The following is a 15,528-nucleotide window of genomic DNA, read 5'->3' as shown; positions in this document are numbered from 1 at the left end:
TGCCCCAATTCGTGTGCAGTATGTGTGCGACATGGTCCCCCAAACCGGCCCTTGGACCATAGGAGACCGAAGAATGCCCAACAACGCAGCCACCGCGGCAGCGAGACTATCTGTCGCGCCCATGATGGACTGGACGGATCGGCATTGTCGTTACCTGCATCGCCTGATGTCGCAGTGCGCTTTGCTTTACACCGAGATGGTGACTGCACCGGCGATTATTCATGGCGACCGTCAACGGTTGCTTGGGTTTAATCAGGCAGAGCATCCTGTTGCTGTCCAGCTTGGCGGGTCTGATCCGGCGATGCTGGCAGAGGCCGCGCGGATCGCGGCGGATTTCGGTTATGACGAGATCAACCTGAACTGCGGGTGCCCGTCTGATCGTGTGCAATCGGGATCATTTGGTGCCGTATTGATGGAGACGCCAGACCTGGTTGCCAAATCCTGTGCGGCCATGATGCAGGCAGTCGATATTCCGGTGACGGTCAAATGCCGTATCGGCGTGGATGATCAGGTGCCCGAGCAGGTCTTGCCGGACTTTCTTGCCGAGGTGTCCGCGTCGGGCGTCGACCGTTTTGCCATTCATGCGCGCAAGGCGTGGTTGCAGGGTCTGTCCCCCAAGGAGAATCGGGATATTCCACCACTGAATTACGGATTAGTTCATGAAATGAAGGCCTTGTTCCCGCATCTTCATGTTTCCGTCAACGGCGGGATTGAGACATTGGACGCTGCCGAAACGTTCCTGGAGAGTCTTGATGGCGTCATGATCGGGCGTGCCGCGTATCATGCGCCGTCTGATACGTTGTTGGATGTCGACCGACGTTTCTTTGGCAAGACTGAGAGCCGCACGGCGCAGGAGGTTGTGCATTTGATGTTGCCCTATATCGCCGATCATTTGCAAAATGGCGGGCGGCTGCATCAGGTGACTCGGCACATGCTGGGTATGTTCCAGGGCCGACCGGGTGCGCGCATGTGGCGCCGTCATCTGTCCGAAAACGCGCATCGCGACGACGCTGACACGAAGACTGTATTGCAAGCACTTGAATATGTGACGGAAAAGGCGGCCTGATGGATTTCGGATTACTGGCCGCAATGGCGCTGATGTTGCTTGTCATTGGGGCATTTGCCGGGGTTCTTGCCGGGCTGTTGGGCGTGGGCGGCGGCATCGTTCTTGTGCCCGCATTCTTCTATGCTTTCAGCGTTCTGGGGTATGACAGCCCGCAATTGATGCAGATGTGTCTGGCGACATCGCTGGCCACAATCATTGTCACGTCGATCCGGTCGGTCATGTCGCATAACAAAAAGGGTGCCGTAGATTGGGACATCCTCAAGGGCTGGGCCCCCGGAATCGTTGTGGGCGCATTGATCGGGTTTTATATCGCCGCCTCTTTGCGATCAGGGGCGTTGCAAGCCATTTTTGGCGGGCTGGCGATTGTCGTTGGCCTGTACATGACATTTGGAAAATCACATTGGCGTATCGCGGACTCTATGCCGGTTGGCGTCGCCCGGGCACTGCTTTCGCCTGCTTTGGGATTTCTGTCTGTTCTGATGGGCATCGGCGGTGGATCTTTTGGGGTGCCGGTGATGAGTCTTTACAACGTGCCGATCCACCGCGCTGTCGCGACGGCGGCAGGGTTTGGCGTAATCATCGCTGTCCCGTCGGTCATCGGCTTTCTGACCGTTGAAATGGCCGTCGCACCGCCGCTGACCTTTGGCGCGGTCAATCTGGTGGCATTCGGGTTGGTGATTGCGATGACGCTGATTACCGCCCCTTGGGGTGCAGCGTTGGCGCACCGGATGGATCCCAAGCCTTTGAAACGCGTCTTTGGTTTGTTCCTGATCATTGTGGCGCTGAACATGTTGCGCAAGGTCGCCGGGTGGTAGCGCCCGGGTTTGCGATCTGGGATCACGATCCGGCTTTGGTGGACTGGGCGCGGGCGGCTTACAGAAAGGTGAAATCCCTTGATACGACCGCGCGGCGACACAGGGCGACGTGGTTCGTTGGTGTCGACGCACTCGACAACGCCCCTGACGGGAGCGTGGGCGACGTTGTCTGGCCGCACAGGGCGATGGCACCGCACTGGCATTGCGCCCAGGTGTCCATCGTCTATCCCGGCTATCCGCGACAGGATGCAGATGAAAGCGACGCCGCCCATGCATTTCGCAAGCGTCGTGATGCGGCCCATGTAGACGGGTTGTTGCCGGTTGGGTCGCAACGCCGGCGTTATCTGCGCGAACCGCATGCGTTCATCCTTGGCGTCCCGCTCAATCGCGTGACGGCATCCCCTTTGGTTGTTTGGGAAGGGAGCCATCTGATCATGCGCGCTGCGTTTAACGATGCACTGGCGGGTGTCCCGTCGGCCGCGTGGGGCGATGTGGACCTTACGGATGTGTACCAATCCGCGCGTCGGCGCGTATTTGATACGTGCGCGCGAATCGAACTTTCGGTGACTGTTGGGCAGGCGACGTTTCTACATCGTCACCTTGTGCACGGTGTCGCGCCATGGCGCGGACCTGAAACGGAGGAGGGGCGCATCATCGCGTATTTTCGTCCTGAGGTCAGCGATATCGGTGCGTGGCTTTAAACTTTGGGCACGCGCTAACCGCTCATTGCCTTGAAGTCCGCCAGAGACTTGCCGGGCTCGTCTACAAAAAGCCCCGGCAGGCTGCGGATCGTATCGATCTGGTCGACGCGCAGTTCGGCAAAGCCTTTCGCGCTTTCGTCCCAAACGACACAGGTCCAGAGCCGCCCCCAGTAGTCGAGCTGAAGTGGCCGGACTGCGCGTGTTTTATCGGCTTGCGTTACTGCCAGTTTCTGGCGCGTGCGAATGGCCCGCCGTATCATCGGCAAATGTTGGAATCCACGGGCGGCATCCGCAAAGGGATAGATCGCAAAACCTGTCGGCGCACGCGAACGGTCTTCGGGCATGACGGCATCAAGTTTGTCGGAAAACGCCTTGGCGGCTTCGGCGAGTTCGCTGTCTTCGGAAGCGGCGACGGCGGCAAGACCAAGATGGAGCGCTTCGAGTTCAGTCATTGTCAGGTTCAGCGGGGGCAGGGTGATGGCGGCCGTGACGCGGTAACCCAACCCCCGTTCCCCTTCAATCGGGACGCCTGAGGCCGCGAGCGTATCCATATCGCGATAGATCGTGCGCAACGACACACCCGTTGCCTGCGCAAGGTCTTCGGCGCGATGAAGGTCATCGTCCCGTAGTAGTTGGACAAGCTGCATAAGGCGGTCAGCGCGACGCATGTTGAAATCCCTGATTCGCTAACAGTTTTGACATTTTTCTGACAACTGACAAGTATTTGTCACAAGTTTCAAAAATCCCAATGAAAAAAGGCCCTTGTTCGCCTGCTATGCCGCATTTTACACCTTCACAGATGGGGTGCGGAGGACTATTTGACTTGTAACGTAGCGGGGCTGTGCCCCTGTCAGGAGAAAACAAATGCTCAATAATATCGGTCTTCCCGGTCTGCTGTTGATTGCAGTCGTTGTGCTGGTGCTGTTCGGCCGCGGCAAGATTTCGTCACTTATGGGCGAAGTCGGCAAAGGTATCACGGCCTTCAAGAAGGGCGTCGATGACGGCGGCAAGGAAATCGAGGATCAGGTTGCGGATGCGCGCGATGTGACCCCCGAAGAAGAAGCAGAAGAAAAAGAAAAAGTTTAATCCCCGCGAAAGGGACCGCTGATGTTTGGTCTAAGCTGGGGTGAGATGCTGGTAGTCGGCATCGTGGCCCTCATCGTGATTGGCCCGAAGGATCTGCCCGGTCTGTTCAAGACGATGGGCGAGTTCACGGGCAAGGCGCGCGGCATGGCCCGCGAATTTTCGCGTGCGATGAATGATGCGGCCAACCAGAGCGGCGTGAACGACATCTCAAAATCTCTTAAGGCTGCGAGCAACCCAACGAAATTCGGCGTCGATAAGATCAAGGAAGCGACGGGCATGTCGCACAAGCCCGGGTCGGAAACTGCGAAACTGTCAGAAGAGCGTCAGGCGGCCAAGGACAAGATGAGTGCTGCGATGGGCAAGGCCGCGACTGAACGCAAGGCGAAAGCCGACGCAGAGGCGGCCGCTGAAACTGCTGCTGTTGAAGATGCGCCAAAGGCGGACTCATGACCACATCTGACGACATTGAAGACAGTTCCGCCCCGCTGCTGGAGCATTTGGCCGAACTGCGCAGCCGCCTGATCTATTCTGTCGGCGCGTTTCTCGTTGCGATGATCTTTTGCTTTTCATTCGGTGGAATGCTGCTGGATTTCCTGCTGATGCCGATCGAATCCACCATGCGCTCGCTTGGAAACCCTGATCCCGTGATGCAATACACGGCCCCACAGGAGTATTTTTTCACCCTGATCCGCGTATCGGTTGTTGGCGGGCTTGTGATTTCGTTTCCGGTGATTGCCTTCCAACTCTGGCGCTTTGTGGCTCCGGGTTTGTATCGCAACGAGAAGAATGCGTTTCTTCCTTTTTTGATTTCGTCACCGGTGCTGTTCCTACTTGGCGCAGCCTTTGCGCACTATGTTGTTGTTCCGTTGGCGATGACGTTCTTTTTAGGCTTCGCCGACATTCCGTCGTTCGTCCAGGCGATGATTGACCAGAACTTTCAGGTCCCGGTTGATGGTGCAGAATTGCTGCCCGGCACCGGCGATGGTGCCGCAATGCCGCCGGGTGTTGTTCCGCAGCCGGATACCGGGATCGACATTGTTTTCAACGGCAAGGTGAACGAGACTCTCGACATCACGCTGAAGATGATCGTGGCTTTCGGTCTTTGCTTTCAATTGCCTGTCCTTCTGACCCTGATGGGCAGCGCGGGGCTGGCGTCCTCACGCGGGTTGCGGCAGGTCCGCAAGTACGCAGTCGTTGGCATTCTGGTCGTTGCCGCACTGGTAACGCCGCCCGATGTCACCACGCAGTTGATCCTGTTCGTGGTCGTTTATGGCCTTTACGAGATTTCCATTCATCTTGTCGCCGGAGTGGAGCGGCGCAAGGATCGCAAGGCGCGTGCGGAAGGGATCATCGGCAAGGACGAAAGCCTGTTCGACATGCCTGATGATGACGAAGAGGATGATCTGGCCGCCGGCGCAGAGGAGCCCAAAGCGTGAGCGATCCGTTGCAACGGATTGCAGACGCCCTTGAGCGGATGAGCCCACCACCCGAGGCGTCGCCGGACTTCGATGGCGCAAGCGCATTCGTTTGGCACCCTGATCCGGACCGCCTGGTGCCTGTGCATCAGATCAACCGCGTGCATGTTGACTTGCTTGTCGGAGTGGACCGCTCGCGTGATACGCTTCTGGCGAATACGGTTCAGTTCGCGCGTGGATTGCCTGCCAACAACGCTCTTCTCTGGGGTGCCCGCGGCATGGGGAAATCGAGCCTTGTCAAAGCGATACATGGAAAAGTGAATGCAGATCAGCCGAACCTGAAGATGGTCGAGGTCCAACGCGAAGACATGGCCACGATCGGTCGCTGCCTTGGTCTGCTGCGCGATGCGGATGCCCGTTTCATACTGTTCTGCGATGATCTGTCGTTCAGCCATGACGATTCACACTACAAATCCCTGAAGGCGGTGCTGGATGGCGGGATTGAAGGGCGACCGGATAATGTGGTGCTTTACGCCACATCGAACCGTCGTCATTTGATGCCGCGCGACATGATCGAGAACGAACGCTCGACTGCGATTTCACCAGCGGAAGCGGTCGAGGAAAAGGTATCCCTTTCTGATCGCTTTGGCTTGTGGCTTGGTTTCCATCCGTGTGATCAGGATGAGTATCTTACGATGATCCGGGGTTATTGCAACGCGTATGGGGTCGAGATCAGTGATGAAGACCTGCGTGCGGAAGCCATTGAGTGGCAGGCCACGCGCGGCAGCCGTTCTGGCCGCGTTGCCTGGCAGTATTTCACCGACCTGGCCGGACGACGCGGTGTGACACTCCGCGAGATTGGCTGAGACTTAGGGCAGGAAGTCCGCCGGATCAACCGATTGCAGACCGCGCCGCACTTCGAAATGCAGGAAGCTGGGAGAACCAGCGCGCACCTTCCCGATTACCTTGCCGCTGCTGACAGTCTCGTCCTTGGACACTGTTAGCCCTTCGAGGTTGGTATACACCGTCAGCAGGTTGTCTGGGTGTTTGATCACGACAATCGGGACGCCTTGCGTGTCTGTGGTGATGGCGGCCACTGTACCTGGTCCTGCGGCCTTGACCGATGTGCCAGCCGGAACGCCGATGTCGATGCCTTCGTTGCGTCCGGGCGCGTAGGCGCGGATGATGCTGCCTTGCACTGGATAGGCAAAGCGCGCCGATGCGTTGGTCGCGGGTGCGGCAGGTGCAGAGGGTGTGGGTGTCCCAAGATCGGGCGCTTGCGGTGCTGCGACCTGCGGTGCGTCCGGTGACGTGTCATCTTCGGGCAGGGGGGCTGACGCGCTTGGCGGCACAGGTGTCTCGCTGCCCTGGCCCGGTTCTTCGATGACGGGTGTTGCGCGTGGCGCGGGTGCGCCAGCTTGCGGGATCAGCAATTGCTGGCCCTCGCGCACCGAAAGATCGGACGAAAGCCCGTTCCATTCAGCGATATTGCGTACCGGCACATTGTAGAGGCGACTGATCGAGAACGCGGTTTCGCCACGTTTGACCTGATGGCGGATTGGTTCGGTGCCTGTTCCGGGAGGCGGCACCGTTGCGGCGGGCGCTGTGATTGGTGTGGTCGTCACGGATGGCTGTGTTCCGACGCGGTCAAGCGCTGTCGTTGCCACGGCTGTGACGTCAAGCGGTTGGATAGGACCCGTCGTTGCAGCACCGGTCGCGGGGGAGGGTTCTGTCACCCGAGTCGGCAGGGCGATCAGTTCATCGCGGCGCAACGGCGTGTCAGGTGCGATCCCGTTAAAGCTGCCGAGTTCGTTTGCATCAAGGTTCAGGCGTGCCGCGATGGTGCGGATTGTATCATCCGGGCGGGAGACGACCACCTGATAGTTTGGATAGGAAATCACGCCGCGATCATCGGGGCGCGGCCGATCAGGCAGATTTTCAACGGCGGCGCTGGTGTCAAAGCCTTCGCCCAGATCCCGCAAATCCCAATCGGGCAGGCTTTCACATGCGACCAATGAAAGTGAGGCGACCCCCGCCAACAATATCCGTGTGGTTCGACCGTTTGCCATTGGTCTGCTCCTCTTCCGCGGCCCCTTGTTATTCCGGGGCAATTGCAACGTGTTTAGTCCGTTCCAAGCCCTTCAAGCAAGGGCACAAAGCGGACAGAGCGTAATTCATCGTAATCAAAGCCTTTTTCGGTGCGCGTCACGCGGATCAGGCATTGCACCGCGTCCGATTGCCCGACGGGCAGTACCATGATACCGCCAACGCGCAGCTGGGCCATCAACGTGCTGGGCGGGTCTTCGGAGGCCGCAGTGACAAGAATTTTGTCAAACGGGCTTTGTTCGGTCTGTCCGTGACTGCCATCGGCAGTGCGCGCGGTGATGTTTGTGATTTTGAGCTTGGCGAAGATGGCCTCTGCCTCGTCCACGAGGCGCTTGTAGCGATCCACTGTATAGACCCGTCGCGCCAGTCGCGCGAGGATTGCAGCCTGATAGCCCGAGCCTGTTCCGACTTCGAGCACCTTGTCACGCGGTTGCAGATCAAGCGCCTGCGTCATGATTCCGACAATGGACGGCTGGCTAATTGTCTGCCCGCAAGAGATCGGAAGCGGCATGTCCTCGTAGGCCCGGTCCCGAAAGATACCCTTGACGAATTCGGCACGATCGACGTTTTCCATCGCCGTGAGCACCTTTGCGTCCGTCACCCCTTTGGAGCGGATCGCGTAGACGAATTGCATCTTGGCTTCGGCGTCGAAAGTCACCCGATCTTGTCCCGCAATTGCTGGAGAAGCGCGTGATCGGTAAGATCAGCCCGCATAGGTGTGACAGAGGTATAGCCGTTGAGATTTGCATGGACGTCCGACCCGTCGAGCGTCGGTGTGTGTTGCGCACCGCCATGCACCCAGAGATAGCGACGCCCCGTCGGGCTGAGTTGGGGTGTGACCCCGAATGTCACATCGTGCCGGAATCCCTGTGTTACGACCTTTGGACCCTTGGCGTCCTTGGCCGCGACAGGTGGAAAATTCACGTTATAAAACAGACGGTAATCCGCATCGTCCCACCCGCCGTGTTCGAGCAGTTTCACGATCAGGTCGGGGGCTTCCTTGCGGGCGGTTTCGAAAGGATCGTCCAGTTTCGCGTTTCCAGGACCGAAATACTGTGACAGTGCGATCGCTTTGACGCCTTGCAATGCGGCCTCCATCGCGGCACCGATTGTGCCGGAATAGAGCGTATTTTCACCAGAGTTGTTGCCCTTGTTCACGCCGGACAGCACGAGATCTGGCATTCCGTCCATCACATCGAACATGCCTGCCAGTACGCAATCCGCCGGCGTGCCTTCCACGGCAAAGCGGCGTTTGCCGTGCGAAACGAGCATCGCCGGACGTGCGTAGCTGATGCAGTGACCAACGCCGGATTGTTCGAACGCCGGTGCCACCGTCCAGACCTCGCCATCTTTGCCGGCGACCTTGCTTGCGATTTCATAAAGCGCGGTCAGCCCGGGAGCGATGATTCCGTCGTCGTTCGTTATGAGAATGCGCATGTGTCCGCCCTTGTTTGCACCTTGTTACGCGGGGGGGTGCCAAGCGGCAAGATGTTGCCAGCGGGTGCCGTTATGTTGTGGCTTTGCGGACTCTACTTGTGATCCCTTTGACGGGTTGCGCTGCGTCCGGCGGAAGTTTGAGGGGACAAAGAAAGACGGAAGTTCCCTAGAGGATGTGGGTGAGGAGCCTTTTGGCTTCGCTTTCCGGCGTCGCGAGCGGCTTGCGGTCTTCCCCCGGGAAGAACCGGGCCCGCGTTGCAGTTGGCATAGGGGCGGGCGCGAGGATTTTCACTTTCGGTCCGGTCTTCACCGTTTCCGCCTGCCAGCTTTTGGCAAGTGCTGTTTGGGCGGCCTTGGTCGCGCCGTAGCTGCCGAAGAATTTTCCCCCCGCACGCGGGTCATCGAAGAACACGGCCGTTCCGTCGCGTCCCAGCAGAGGTGCAACATAGCGTATCAACCGCGCTGTTGCGGTGATGTTCACATCCACCGATTTGGTGAAATCCTTTTCGCTGACGTGATCTGCTGGTGCGAGGGGGGCTGCATGAACGGCTGTGTGAATCCACAGATCAAGCCTGGACCAGCGATCATAGATCCCCCGGCATAGTTGCTGCATTGCTGCATCTGTCGAGATATCCATCGGTGCCAGCGTCGCCTGACCGCCGGCGGCTTGCACCGTGTCGTCAAGTTCCTCAAGTGCGCCTACCGTCTTGGCAACGGCGATGATGTGATGCGTCGCGGCCAGTTCTTTGGCCAGCGCAGCACCAAGCCCGCGAGAGGCACCGGTAATCAGGGCCGTTTTGGTCATGGTGCAGCGAGGATCAACGTCCCGTCCTCTTTCGTGACATCGCCGGTGAGCGGTATTTCTAGCAACGGCAGGACAGCTTCGGACGGACGACAGAGCGCAACACCTTTGGGGGTGCACACGATGGGTCGGTTAACGAGAATCGGATGTGCGACCATCGCATCGAGGATCGTGTCATCGCTGACGTCATCAGCCGTCAGCCCCAGCTCTTCTGCGGGTGATTTGGATGTGCGCAGGGCGGCCCGTGGTGTCAGGTCAGCCGCAGCGAACAGGCCCCGGAGCTGCGCCCGCGTCCAACCCGTATCAAGGTAGTGGATGACCACGGGGTCGGTGCCCGTCGCCCGAATAATCGACAGCACGTTACGCGATGTGCCGCAATCGGGGTTGTGGTGGATAACAGTCGTCATGGCTTCCCCTTGAGTTCTGCCATGCGTGTGCCAATCCACCCGTCAGCCGTCAAGATGGCATCTGCAACACGGTTTGCGCGCCATTGCCTGCGGCGAGGATCAGCGCGTCTTCGGAAATCGCGGCCACGGTCTTGTTGCCTACGATGTCACCGGTCTTGACCTTGGTGATCGCGCCGCGGCTTGTGCGGATCAGTGCCGAAGGTGTGTTATTTGCGTAGAACAACCCTATCAGCGTGAGTTCATGCATCGGCAACACATTCTGGGTCACCGCATTTGCGGCGACAGTTGGATTTTCGGTCGTCATTGGATTTGCCCGTTCTGTTCAGCACGCGGCATATGCCGCACTGCAGCGAAGCATGGAAGGGGCTTTGACGCCGGTTCTTTCACAAAGCCGAGAGTTCGGCGGGAATTGGCTTATTCTGCCGCCTGCTTGGACCGGAATCCTTGTTCGATCATGTCTGACGGCGCAACCGGGTATTCCCCAGAGAAGCAGGCATCGCAGTAGGCAGGTGCATTCGCATCGCGCCCTTTTGCTTCGCCGACCGCACGGTAGAGCCCGTCTAGCGAGATGAAACGTAAACTGTCGACGCCAAGGTGTTTGCACATCTCGTCTTCGGACATTGTCGCGGCGAGAAGTTTTTCCCGTTCCGGCGTATCGACCCCATAAAAACAGGGCCACGCGGTAGGCGGGGAGGCGATACGGAAGTGGACCTCTGCCGCGCCAGCATCGAGGATCATTTCCTTGATCTTGCGCGACGTGGTGCCGCGCACGACGCTGTCATCGACCAGAATCACGCGTTTTCCTTTGATAAGGGCGCGGTTCACGTTCAGTTTCAGGCGCACACCCATGTTCCGGATTTGCTCGGTCGGTTCGATAAAGGTCCGGCCCATGTAGTTGTTGCGGATGATCCCCATCGCGTAAGGGATGCCCGATTCCAGCGAATAGCCGATGGCGGCAGGGGTTCCGCTGTCAGGGACGGGACAAACGAGATCGGCATCCACCGGTGCTTCTTTTGCCAGTTCGCGTCCGATTGCCTCGCGTGTTTCATAGACCGAACGCCCGCCAAGCTGGCTGTCAGGTCGGCTGAAGTAGACGTGCTCAAAAATACAAAAGCGCGATTTCTGGCGGCGGAAAGGGAAATGGCTTTCGACGCCTCTTTCGGTTGCCACGACCATTTCGCCTGCTTCGATTTCACGGACGAATTCCGCGCCGATGATGTCAAGCGCGCAGGTTTCAGAGGCCAATACCCAGCCATCGCCAATCTTACCCAAGACCAGCGGGCGCACGCCGAGCGGGTCGCGGCAGCCGATCAGTTTGGTGCGGGTCATGGCGACAACGGAAAACGCGCCTTCGACCTTGCGCAATGCTTCTTCCATGCGGTCTGGGATGTTGCGCCCCATGGATCGCGCCATGAGGTGGATGATGCATTCGCTGTCGGATGTGCTTTGGAAGATCGAACCACGTTCGATCAATTCCTTGCGCAGCGACAGGGCGTTGGTGATGTTGCCGTTGTGCGCGATCGCTGCGCCGCCCATGGAGAATTCGCCAAAGAACGGCTGGACATCGCGCATGTTCGTTTGCCCTTTGGCACCGGCTGTCGAATAGCGCACGTGCCCGATGCCAATCCCGCCGGGCAGTTTTTCCATCATTGAGGCGGACGTGAAGTTGTCGCGCACAAGACCCATGCGGCGGACCTGATGGAAGCCTGTATCGGTGTGATGGGTGACGATCCCGCCTGCCTCTTGTCCGCGATGTTGCAAGGCGTGCAGGCCAAGTGCGACGAAGTTGGCTGCATCGGCCACACCGACGACACCGAATACGCCGCACTCTTCTTTGAGTTTGTCATCGTCGAAAGGGTGGGCAGGCGGCATAATCTGGGACACGTTTGGCAGCTCCGAATCCGAAAGGCAGATGGGGGTTTCTTAACGGACTCGGGCCGGGGTGTCACGAAGTCGATACAACGAAAAAAGCCCGGTCAGCTAAGGACCGGGCTTTTGATTTGATACCAGCGGCTTACTCGCTTGCTGGTGCTTCTTCTGTCGGTGTTTGCGGCGTGACGTCATCTGCCGGTGCGTCGCAATCGCCGACGAGTTGTTCATATTGGGTGGTGATCCAGCTAAGCGTTGCTTCGGGATCGCGATCTTCAATCTGGCCTGTCAGTTGCGCAAAGACGGCAGCCGAGCGGCTGTCCTTGACCATCGCGATTTCCTGCGTGGACAGAACCGTCTGGTAAACAAAGAAGGCCACAGCAACCAACAGGATGCCGCGTGCGACGCCGAAGAGAAACCCGAAGGCCTGATCAACACCGCCAAGGGCGGAACGCTGCACGATTGTCGAAAACAGCGGCGTAAAGATCGACACGACCACAAGCGCGACCGCAAAAACAGCAGCAAACGCCGCGATGACCGAGAGTTCGCAGCTGTCACCGATGAAATCCCCGAGAACGGGCACTTGCTTGATCAGCGGCTTGACCTGATCGGCAAAGATGAACGCAAGGATCGTCGCACCGATCCATCCGGCGATTGCCATGGCTTCGCGTACAAAGCCGCGTGAATACGCCAAGAGGGCTGAAATCACGATGATGGCGGCGACGACGCCGTCGATTATTGTAAAACCTTCCATAGGTTTTCTCCTGCCTAGTCACGCGCCCCAAACACGTCTTCTACAAATCCGGCTAGATCATGCGCTGTGCGCACGGTCAATCCGGGAACCGTCACCTGTTTTTTTTGGTGCGGCGTTATGGCAGAGGTAAAACCAAGTTTCTGGGCTTCTTTCAATCTATTTTCGGCCTGTGCGACAGGTCTGAGCGCGCCAGACAAGCTGATTTCTCCGAAAACACAGGCTTCAGCGGGCAGGGCGGAGTCTTCGCGCGCGCTGACCAAAGCTGCCGCGACGGCCAGGTCCGCGCCGGGTTCGGAAATGCGTAAACCCCCAGCAACATTCAGATAAACGTCCAATCCGGCAAAGGGCACACCGCAGCGCGATTCCAGCACGGCAAGGATCATGGCAAGGCGGTTGCCGTCCCATCCGACCACAGAACGGCGTGGTTGGCTGTGTGGCGAGGGGGCCACAAGGGCCTGGATCTCGCAAAGCACCGGTCGCGTGCCTTCGATCCCCGCAAAAACGACAGAACCCGGCGCAGGCGCACCGCGTTCGGACAGAAACAGCGCCGACGGATTCTTGACTTCGGCCAGTCCTTTGTCCGTCATTTCGAAGACGCCGATCTCGTCCGCCGGTCCGAACCGGTTCTTGACCGACCGCAGAATGCGGAACTGGTGGCCGCGTTCCCCTTCAAAGTACAGAACTGTATCGACCATGTGTTCGACGACACGCGGTCCTGCAATCGCGCCTTCCTTTGTCACATGGCCCACGAGGATGACAGACATGCCATTGCGCTTGGCGAATGTGGTCAGTTCGTGCGCGGAAGAGCGCACCTGCGAGACTGACCCCGGGGCGCTTTCCACGTTGTCCGCCCACATCGTCTGGATCGAGTCGATGATGGCCAGATCTGGTTTTTCGACTTCGAGCGTTGTGAGGATATCGCGCAGGTTCGTTTCCGCGGCAAGTTTGACCGGGCTTTCGGTCAGGCCAAGACGGCGTGCCCGCATTTGCACCTGCGAATTGGATTCCTCACCCGAAATATAAATCACGTTCAGACCGTTGCGTGCAAAACGCGCTGCTGCCTGCAACAGTAGTGTCGATTTGCCGATCCCAGGATCACCCCCTACCAGTGTGGCTGATGCCTTGGTCAGGCCGCCGCCAAGGACGCGATCAAGCTCGTCAACGCCTGCTTTGGTGCGTGGTGGTTCCTTTTCTTGCGTTGCAAGGTCGGTCAGCGTAATTACGTTGCCGCGCATCCCGCCCAACGACTTCTTTTTCGGACCTGATGTGAGCGCCTTGTCTTCTGTGATGGTGTTCCATTCACCGCAATTGTCGCAGCGCCCCGACCATTTGCTGGTTTTGGCGGCGCAGGCAGAACAGGTGAAGGTAAGATCCTTTGGCATGTTCACCTTTTGGACCAATCCGGCAGCGGGGGCAATGGTCGGGATTTCGTGGTTTTCAGACTCAAGCCGACAGGGTTGATCCAAGCCCTTTCACCGCTGGTCGCCACAGGCATGATATTGCGCTAGACTTCGGTCCGGGTGACGGGCTGATCATCGCGTGCGTCTTTTTCTGCAAGCTTTGAAACGGCATTTCCATTGTGTGATGCCTTGGCGGTCAGGGTTGAAATCACGATGGACGCGAGGATACATGCGGTAAAGAAATATATCCCCCAAGCGGTCTCAACGGTGCCGATCCCGACACCTTTGGCGACAACGATATATAGCGCAATCAGGAAGATGTCGGCCATTGCCAGCTTGCCGAGCCATGACAGGACCGGCAGCGTTTTCCGCTTTAGAAGATTGAAATGGATCAGGGCCAGCCCGATCGTCTTGAAGTACGGCGCAAAGAGAGCGAAGGCCGTGACCATCAGAGCGAGGAAAATGTCCGTCTTCCACAGTGATTGAAGCCCTGAAATGACGCTGATTTCGTCGAGCCCGAAGATCGACGATAGTCCGGCCCGCATGAGCGGCGCGAACCAGGCGATTGGAAAGAGGATCAAAAGCGCGAGGTTGCAATAACGAAGTATAGTCAGCATGGCCGTCCCTTGTTGTCAGATCAACATGGGGAGCCAACCACCTGACGACAAGAACTATTCCGCTGCGGGTTTCTTTGGCAGTTCGACAACGTTGGTGGCGTCGCTTTCATCGTGTTCCAGCGCATAACCCAGTATTGGTAGCGCCGCCTGTAGCTTTTCATCCAGCTGCGACAGCTGGCTGGCGACGATGCTTTCTTCGAGTTCGACCTGCTGAGCCCAAGTGCGGATTTCCTGACAATGGTGCAGGGCTTCGACGATCTTGGCTTGTTGATTTTCTGCCTCTTCCTGTCGCTGGCGCAGGAATTCTTTGGCCCGCGCGACCTTTTCGTCGGAATAGACATCGGCCAGATGGCGCGACTGCTGGCTCATCTGGGCGGCAACTTCCAAAACCCCGTGTTCGAGTTTTTCAAGCTCCGGGTGGTCGCGCAGGTAGGCAAGCCGTTCGCGGACCTGATCGAATTCGGATGACATGGTGAACAGACCGGCCCGGTCCGCCGTGTGACAAAGATGATAGGCGCGTGCGATGTCCTCCATCGATAGCGCAAATCTGCGATGGCTGTTTTCCAGCGCAACGATTCTGGCATTGGTCGGAAGGAAGAACATCCAGGCACCGATTGCGATCATGATTGCAATCTGTAGATACATGCCTGCGCCAGTGTAAGTGACGTCACCGAATGTCAGCGGAAAATAGAGCCAGGGCGCGTATCCAATTGCGGACGCGATTGTATAGAAAACGGCACCCATGCCGAGGCAGGCGACCAAAAAAAGGGACACGAAATGAAAAGCTCGGCCAAGTGTTCGAAACGTGGATACAGTGGTCACTGGCTGCATTCCCCCAAAACGCGTTACATCGAATTAACCTTAGGATAAGCGAATAACTGCCTACGTCTATGGGAGAAAAATGAAAGTCGGTCGCAATTCTGTTGTTTTTCGAACCTAAACGGAGGTCTGGGCGCTGATTGTCTGCTGTTTTGAAACAATCGCTGGGGGTCGCGCCGCAATTCCGTCACAATTTCCGGTAGTGCCAGCGATGCCCGGCACCTTATCTTGATC

Annotated in this window: 19 protein-coding genes; 7 read left to right on the top strand and 12 right to left on the bottom strand. The window is 58.1% G+C overall.

The genetic code is table 11. The annotated features are described in order from the left end of the window. Positions 1 to 73: 73 nt before the first annotated feature. From dusA to BMY44_RS07010, 3 genes are read left to right on the top strand one after another with little or no spacing between them, the layout of a single operon-like run. The gene (dusA, locus tag BMY44_RS07020; RefSeq protein WP_089992042.1) at positions 74 to 1,066 is read left to right on the top strand and encodes a tRNA dihydrouridine(20/20a) synthase DusA; all 993 of its coding nucleotides are present in this window, start codon (positions 74 to 76) and stop codon (positions 1,064 to 1,066) included. Then, a complete protein-coding gene (locus tag BMY44_RS07015) occupies positions 1,066 to 1,881 on the top strand; it encodes a sulfite exporter TauE/SafE family protein (protein ID WP_089992039.1) in 816 nt (271 codons plus the stop codon). Before dusA ends, BMY44_RS07015 begins: the two co-directional genes overlap by 1 nt. Continuing rightward, positions 1,875 to 2,582 carry a hypothetical protein gene (locus tag BMY44_RS07010; RefSeq protein ID WP_089992036.1) on the top strand — a complete coding sequence of 236 codons (708 nt, stop codon included), beginning with the start codon at positions 1,875 to 1,877 and terminating at the stop codon, positions 2,580 to 2,582. Before BMY44_RS07015 ends, BMY44_RS07010 begins: the two co-directional genes overlap by 7 nt. Before the next feature lie 14 nt (positions 2,583 to 2,596). Here BMY44_RS07010 and BMY44_RS07005 read toward each other — a convergent pair whose 3' ends face one another. Next, on the bottom strand, positions 2,597 to 3,250 hold the full coding sequence (locus BMY44_RS07005; protein ID WP_089992033.1) for a helix-turn-helix transcriptional regulator: 654 nt from the start codon (positions 3,248 to 3,250) through the stop codon (positions 2,597 to 2,599). A 196-nt stretch (positions 3,251 to 3,446) separates the two neighbouring features. Between BMY44_RS07005 and BMY44_RS07000 the strand changes: the two genes are divergently transcribed. Genes BMY44_RS07000 through BMY44_RS06985 form a run of 4 tightly spaced genes read left to right on the top strand, consistent with a single transcriptional unit; the run spans position 3,447 to position 5,949 of the window. After that, the gene (locus BMY44_RS07000) at positions 3,447 to 3,668 is read left to right on the top strand and encodes a twin-arginine translocase TatA/TatE family subunit (RefSeq protein ID WP_089992030.1); all 222 of its coding nucleotides are present in this window, start codon (positions 3,447 to 3,449) and stop codon (positions 3,666 to 3,668) included. 21 nt (positions 3,669 to 3,689) lie between these two features. Continuing rightward, on the top strand, positions 3,690 to 4,118 hold the full coding sequence (locus BMY44_RS06995; RefSeq protein ID WP_089992027.1) for a Sec-independent protein translocase subunit TatA/TatB: 429 nt from the start codon (positions 3,690 to 3,692) through the stop codon (positions 4,116 to 4,118). After that, entirely contained in the window at positions 4,115 to 5,104 is a 990-nt protein-coding gene (gene tatC / locus BMY44_RS06990) for a twin-arginine translocase subunit TatC (protein WP_089992024.1), read from the top strand. The genes BMY44_RS06995 and tatC overlap by 4 nt, the downstream gene beginning before the upstream one ends. Continuing rightward, positions 5,101 to 5,949, top strand: a complete 849-nt coding sequence (locus BMY44_RS06985) for an ATP-binding protein (protein ID WP_242650497.1) — start codon at positions 5,101 to 5,103, stop codon at positions 5,947 to 5,949. The genes tatC and BMY44_RS06985 overlap by 4 nt, the downstream gene beginning before the upstream one ends. A gap of 3 nt (positions 5,950 to 5,952) precedes the next feature. Here BMY44_RS06985 and BMY44_RS06980 read toward each other — a convergent pair whose 3' ends face one another. The 11 genes from BMY44_RS06980 to BMY44_RS06930 form a co-directional block, all read right to left on the bottom strand. Continuing rightward, entirely contained in the window at positions 5,953 to 7,152 is a 1,200-nt protein-coding gene (locus tag BMY44_RS06980; RefSeq protein WP_089992018.1) for a peptidoglycan DD-metalloendopeptidase family protein, read from the bottom strand. 53 nt (positions 7,153 to 7,205) lie between these two features. Continuing rightward, positions 7,206 to 7,847 (bottom strand): protein-L-isoaspartate(D-aspartate) O-methyltransferase, encoded by a 642-nt coding sequence (locus BMY44_RS06975; RefSeq protein ID WP_089992015.1) that lies wholly within the window; start codon positions 7,845 to 7,847, stop codon positions 7,206 to 7,208. Next, complete coding sequence (gene surE, locus BMY44_RS06970; protein ID WP_089992012.1) at positions 7,844 to 8,626, bottom strand: 5'/3'-nucleotidase SurE; 783 nt, start codon at positions 8,624 to 8,626, stop codon at positions 7,844 to 7,846. Before surE ends, BMY44_RS06975 begins: the two co-directional genes overlap by 4 nt. Before the next feature lie 166 nt (positions 8,627 to 8,792). After that, positions 8,793 to 9,431 (bottom strand): SDR family NAD(P)-dependent oxidoreductase, encoded by a 639-nt coding sequence (locus BMY44_RS06965; protein ID WP_089992010.1) that lies wholly within the window; start codon positions 9,429 to 9,431, stop codon positions 8,793 to 8,795. Continuing rightward, on the bottom strand, positions 9,428 to 9,835 hold the full coding sequence (gene arsC, locus BMY44_RS06960; RefSeq protein WP_089992006.1) for an arsenate reductase (glutaredoxin): 408 nt from the start codon (positions 9,833 to 9,835) through the stop codon (positions 9,428 to 9,430). Before arsC ends, BMY44_RS06965 begins: the two co-directional genes overlap by 4 nt. A gap of 49 nt (positions 9,836 to 9,884) precedes the next feature. Beyond that, positions 9,885 to 10,139 (bottom strand): hypothetical protein, encoded by a 255-nt coding sequence (locus BMY44_RS06955; RefSeq protein ID WP_089992003.1) that lies wholly within the window; start codon positions 10,137 to 10,139, stop codon positions 9,885 to 9,887. Between the two features lie 110 nt (positions 10,140 to 10,249). Beyond that, positions 10,250 to 11,707 carry an amidophosphoribosyltransferase gene (gene purF / locus BMY44_RS06950; RefSeq protein ID WP_207510521.1) on the bottom strand — a complete coding sequence of 486 codons (1,458 nt, stop codon included), beginning with the start codon at positions 11,705 to 11,707 and terminating at the stop codon, positions 10,250 to 10,252. Between the two features lie 142 nt (positions 11,708 to 11,849). Continuing rightward, positions 11,850 to 12,458, bottom strand: a complete 609-nt coding sequence (locus tag BMY44_RS06945) for a CvpA family protein (RefSeq protein ID WP_089991998.1) — start codon at positions 12,456 to 12,458, stop codon at positions 11,850 to 11,852. 14 nt (positions 12,459 to 12,472) lie between these two features. Further along, positions 12,473 to 13,840, bottom strand: a complete 1,368-nt coding sequence (gene radA, locus BMY44_RS06940) for a DNA repair protein RadA (protein WP_089994649.1) — start codon at positions 13,838 to 13,840, stop codon at positions 12,473 to 12,475. Positions 13,841 to 13,962: 122 nt separating this feature from the next. Continuing rightward, positions 13,963 to 14,475, bottom strand: coding sequence for a paraquat-inducible protein A (locus BMY44_RS06935; RefSeq protein ID WP_089991996.1), 513 nt, complete (start codon positions 14,473 to 14,475; stop codon positions 13,963 to 13,965). 54 nt (positions 14,476 to 14,529) lie between these two features. Continuing rightward, complete coding sequence (locus BMY44_RS06930) at positions 14,530 to 15,249, bottom strand: DNA repair protein (protein WP_242650496.1); 720 nt, start codon at positions 15,247 to 15,249, stop codon at positions 14,530 to 14,532. Positions 15,250 to 15,528: the final 279 nt, after the last annotated feature.

The sequence above is a fragment of the Cognatiyoonia koreensis genome (assembly GCF_900109295.1).
Classification (GTDB): Bacteria; Pseudomonadota; Alphaproteobacteria; order Rhodobacterales; family Rhodobacteraceae; genus Cognatiyoonia; species Cognatiyoonia koreensis.
Note: the sequence above shows the minus strand (reverse complement) of the source record. Positions and strands in the feature narration are given on the sequence as shown.

Excerpts from the sequence above, each read along its gene's own strand:
- purF (WP_207510521.1), bottom strand. The coding sequence starts at position 11,707 with ATGCCGCCTGCCCACCCTTTCGACGATGACAAACTCAAAGAAGAGTGC.
- BMY44_RS06935 (WP_089991996.1), bottom strand. The coding sequence starts at position 14,475 with ATGCTGACTATACTTCGTTATTGCAACCTCGCGCTTTTGATCCTCTTT.
- BMY44_RS06965 (WP_089992010.1), bottom strand. The coding sequence starts at position 9,431 with ATGACCAAAACGGCCCTGATTACCGGTGCCTCTCGCGGGCTTGGTGCT.
- BMY44_RS06980 (WP_089992018.1), bottom strand. The coding sequence starts at position 7,152 with ATGGCAAACGGTCGAACCACACGGATATTGTTGGCGGGGGTCGCCTCA.
- BMY44_RS06955 (WP_089992003.1), bottom strand. The coding sequence starts at position 10,139 with ATGACGACCGAAAATCCAACTGTCGCCGCAAATGCGGTGACCCAGAAT.
- surE (WP_089992012.1), bottom strand. The coding sequence starts at position 8,626 with ATGCGCATTCTCATAACGAACGACGACGGAATCATCGCTCCCGGGCTG.
- BMY44_RS07000 (WP_089992030.1), top strand. The coding sequence starts at position 3,447 with ATGCTCAATAATATCGGTCTTCCCGGTCTGCTGTTGATTGCAGTCGTT.
- BMY44_RS07015 (WP_089992039.1), top strand. The coding sequence starts at position 1,066 with ATGGATTTCGGATTACTGGCCGCAATGGCGCTGATGTTGCTTGTCATT.
- tatC (WP_089992024.1), top strand. The coding sequence starts at position 4,115 with ATGACCACATCTGACGACATTGAAGACAGTTCCGCCCCGCTGCTGGAG.
- arsC (WP_089992006.1), bottom strand. The coding sequence starts at position 9,835 with ATGACGACTGTTATCCACCACAACCCCGATTGCGGCACATCGCGTAAC.
- BMY44_RS07005 (WP_089992033.1), bottom strand. The coding sequence starts at position 3,250 with ATGCGTCGCGCTGACCGCCTTATGCAGCTTGTCCAACTACTACGGGAC.
- dusA (WP_089992042.1), top strand. The coding sequence starts at position 74 with ATGCCCAACAACGCAGCCACCGCGGCAGCGAGACTATCTGTCGCGCCC.
- radA (WP_089994649.1), bottom strand. The coding sequence starts at position 13,840 with ATGCCAAAGGATCTTACCTTCACCTGTTCTGCCTGCGCCGCCAAAACC.
- BMY44_RS06945 (WP_089991998.1), bottom strand. The coding sequence starts at position 12,458 with ATGGAAGGTTTTACAATAATCGACGGCGTCGTCGCCGCCATCATCGTG.
- BMY44_RS06995 (WP_089992027.1), top strand. The coding sequence starts at position 3,690 with ATGTTTGGTCTAAGCTGGGGTGAGATGCTGGTAGTCGGCATCGTGGCC.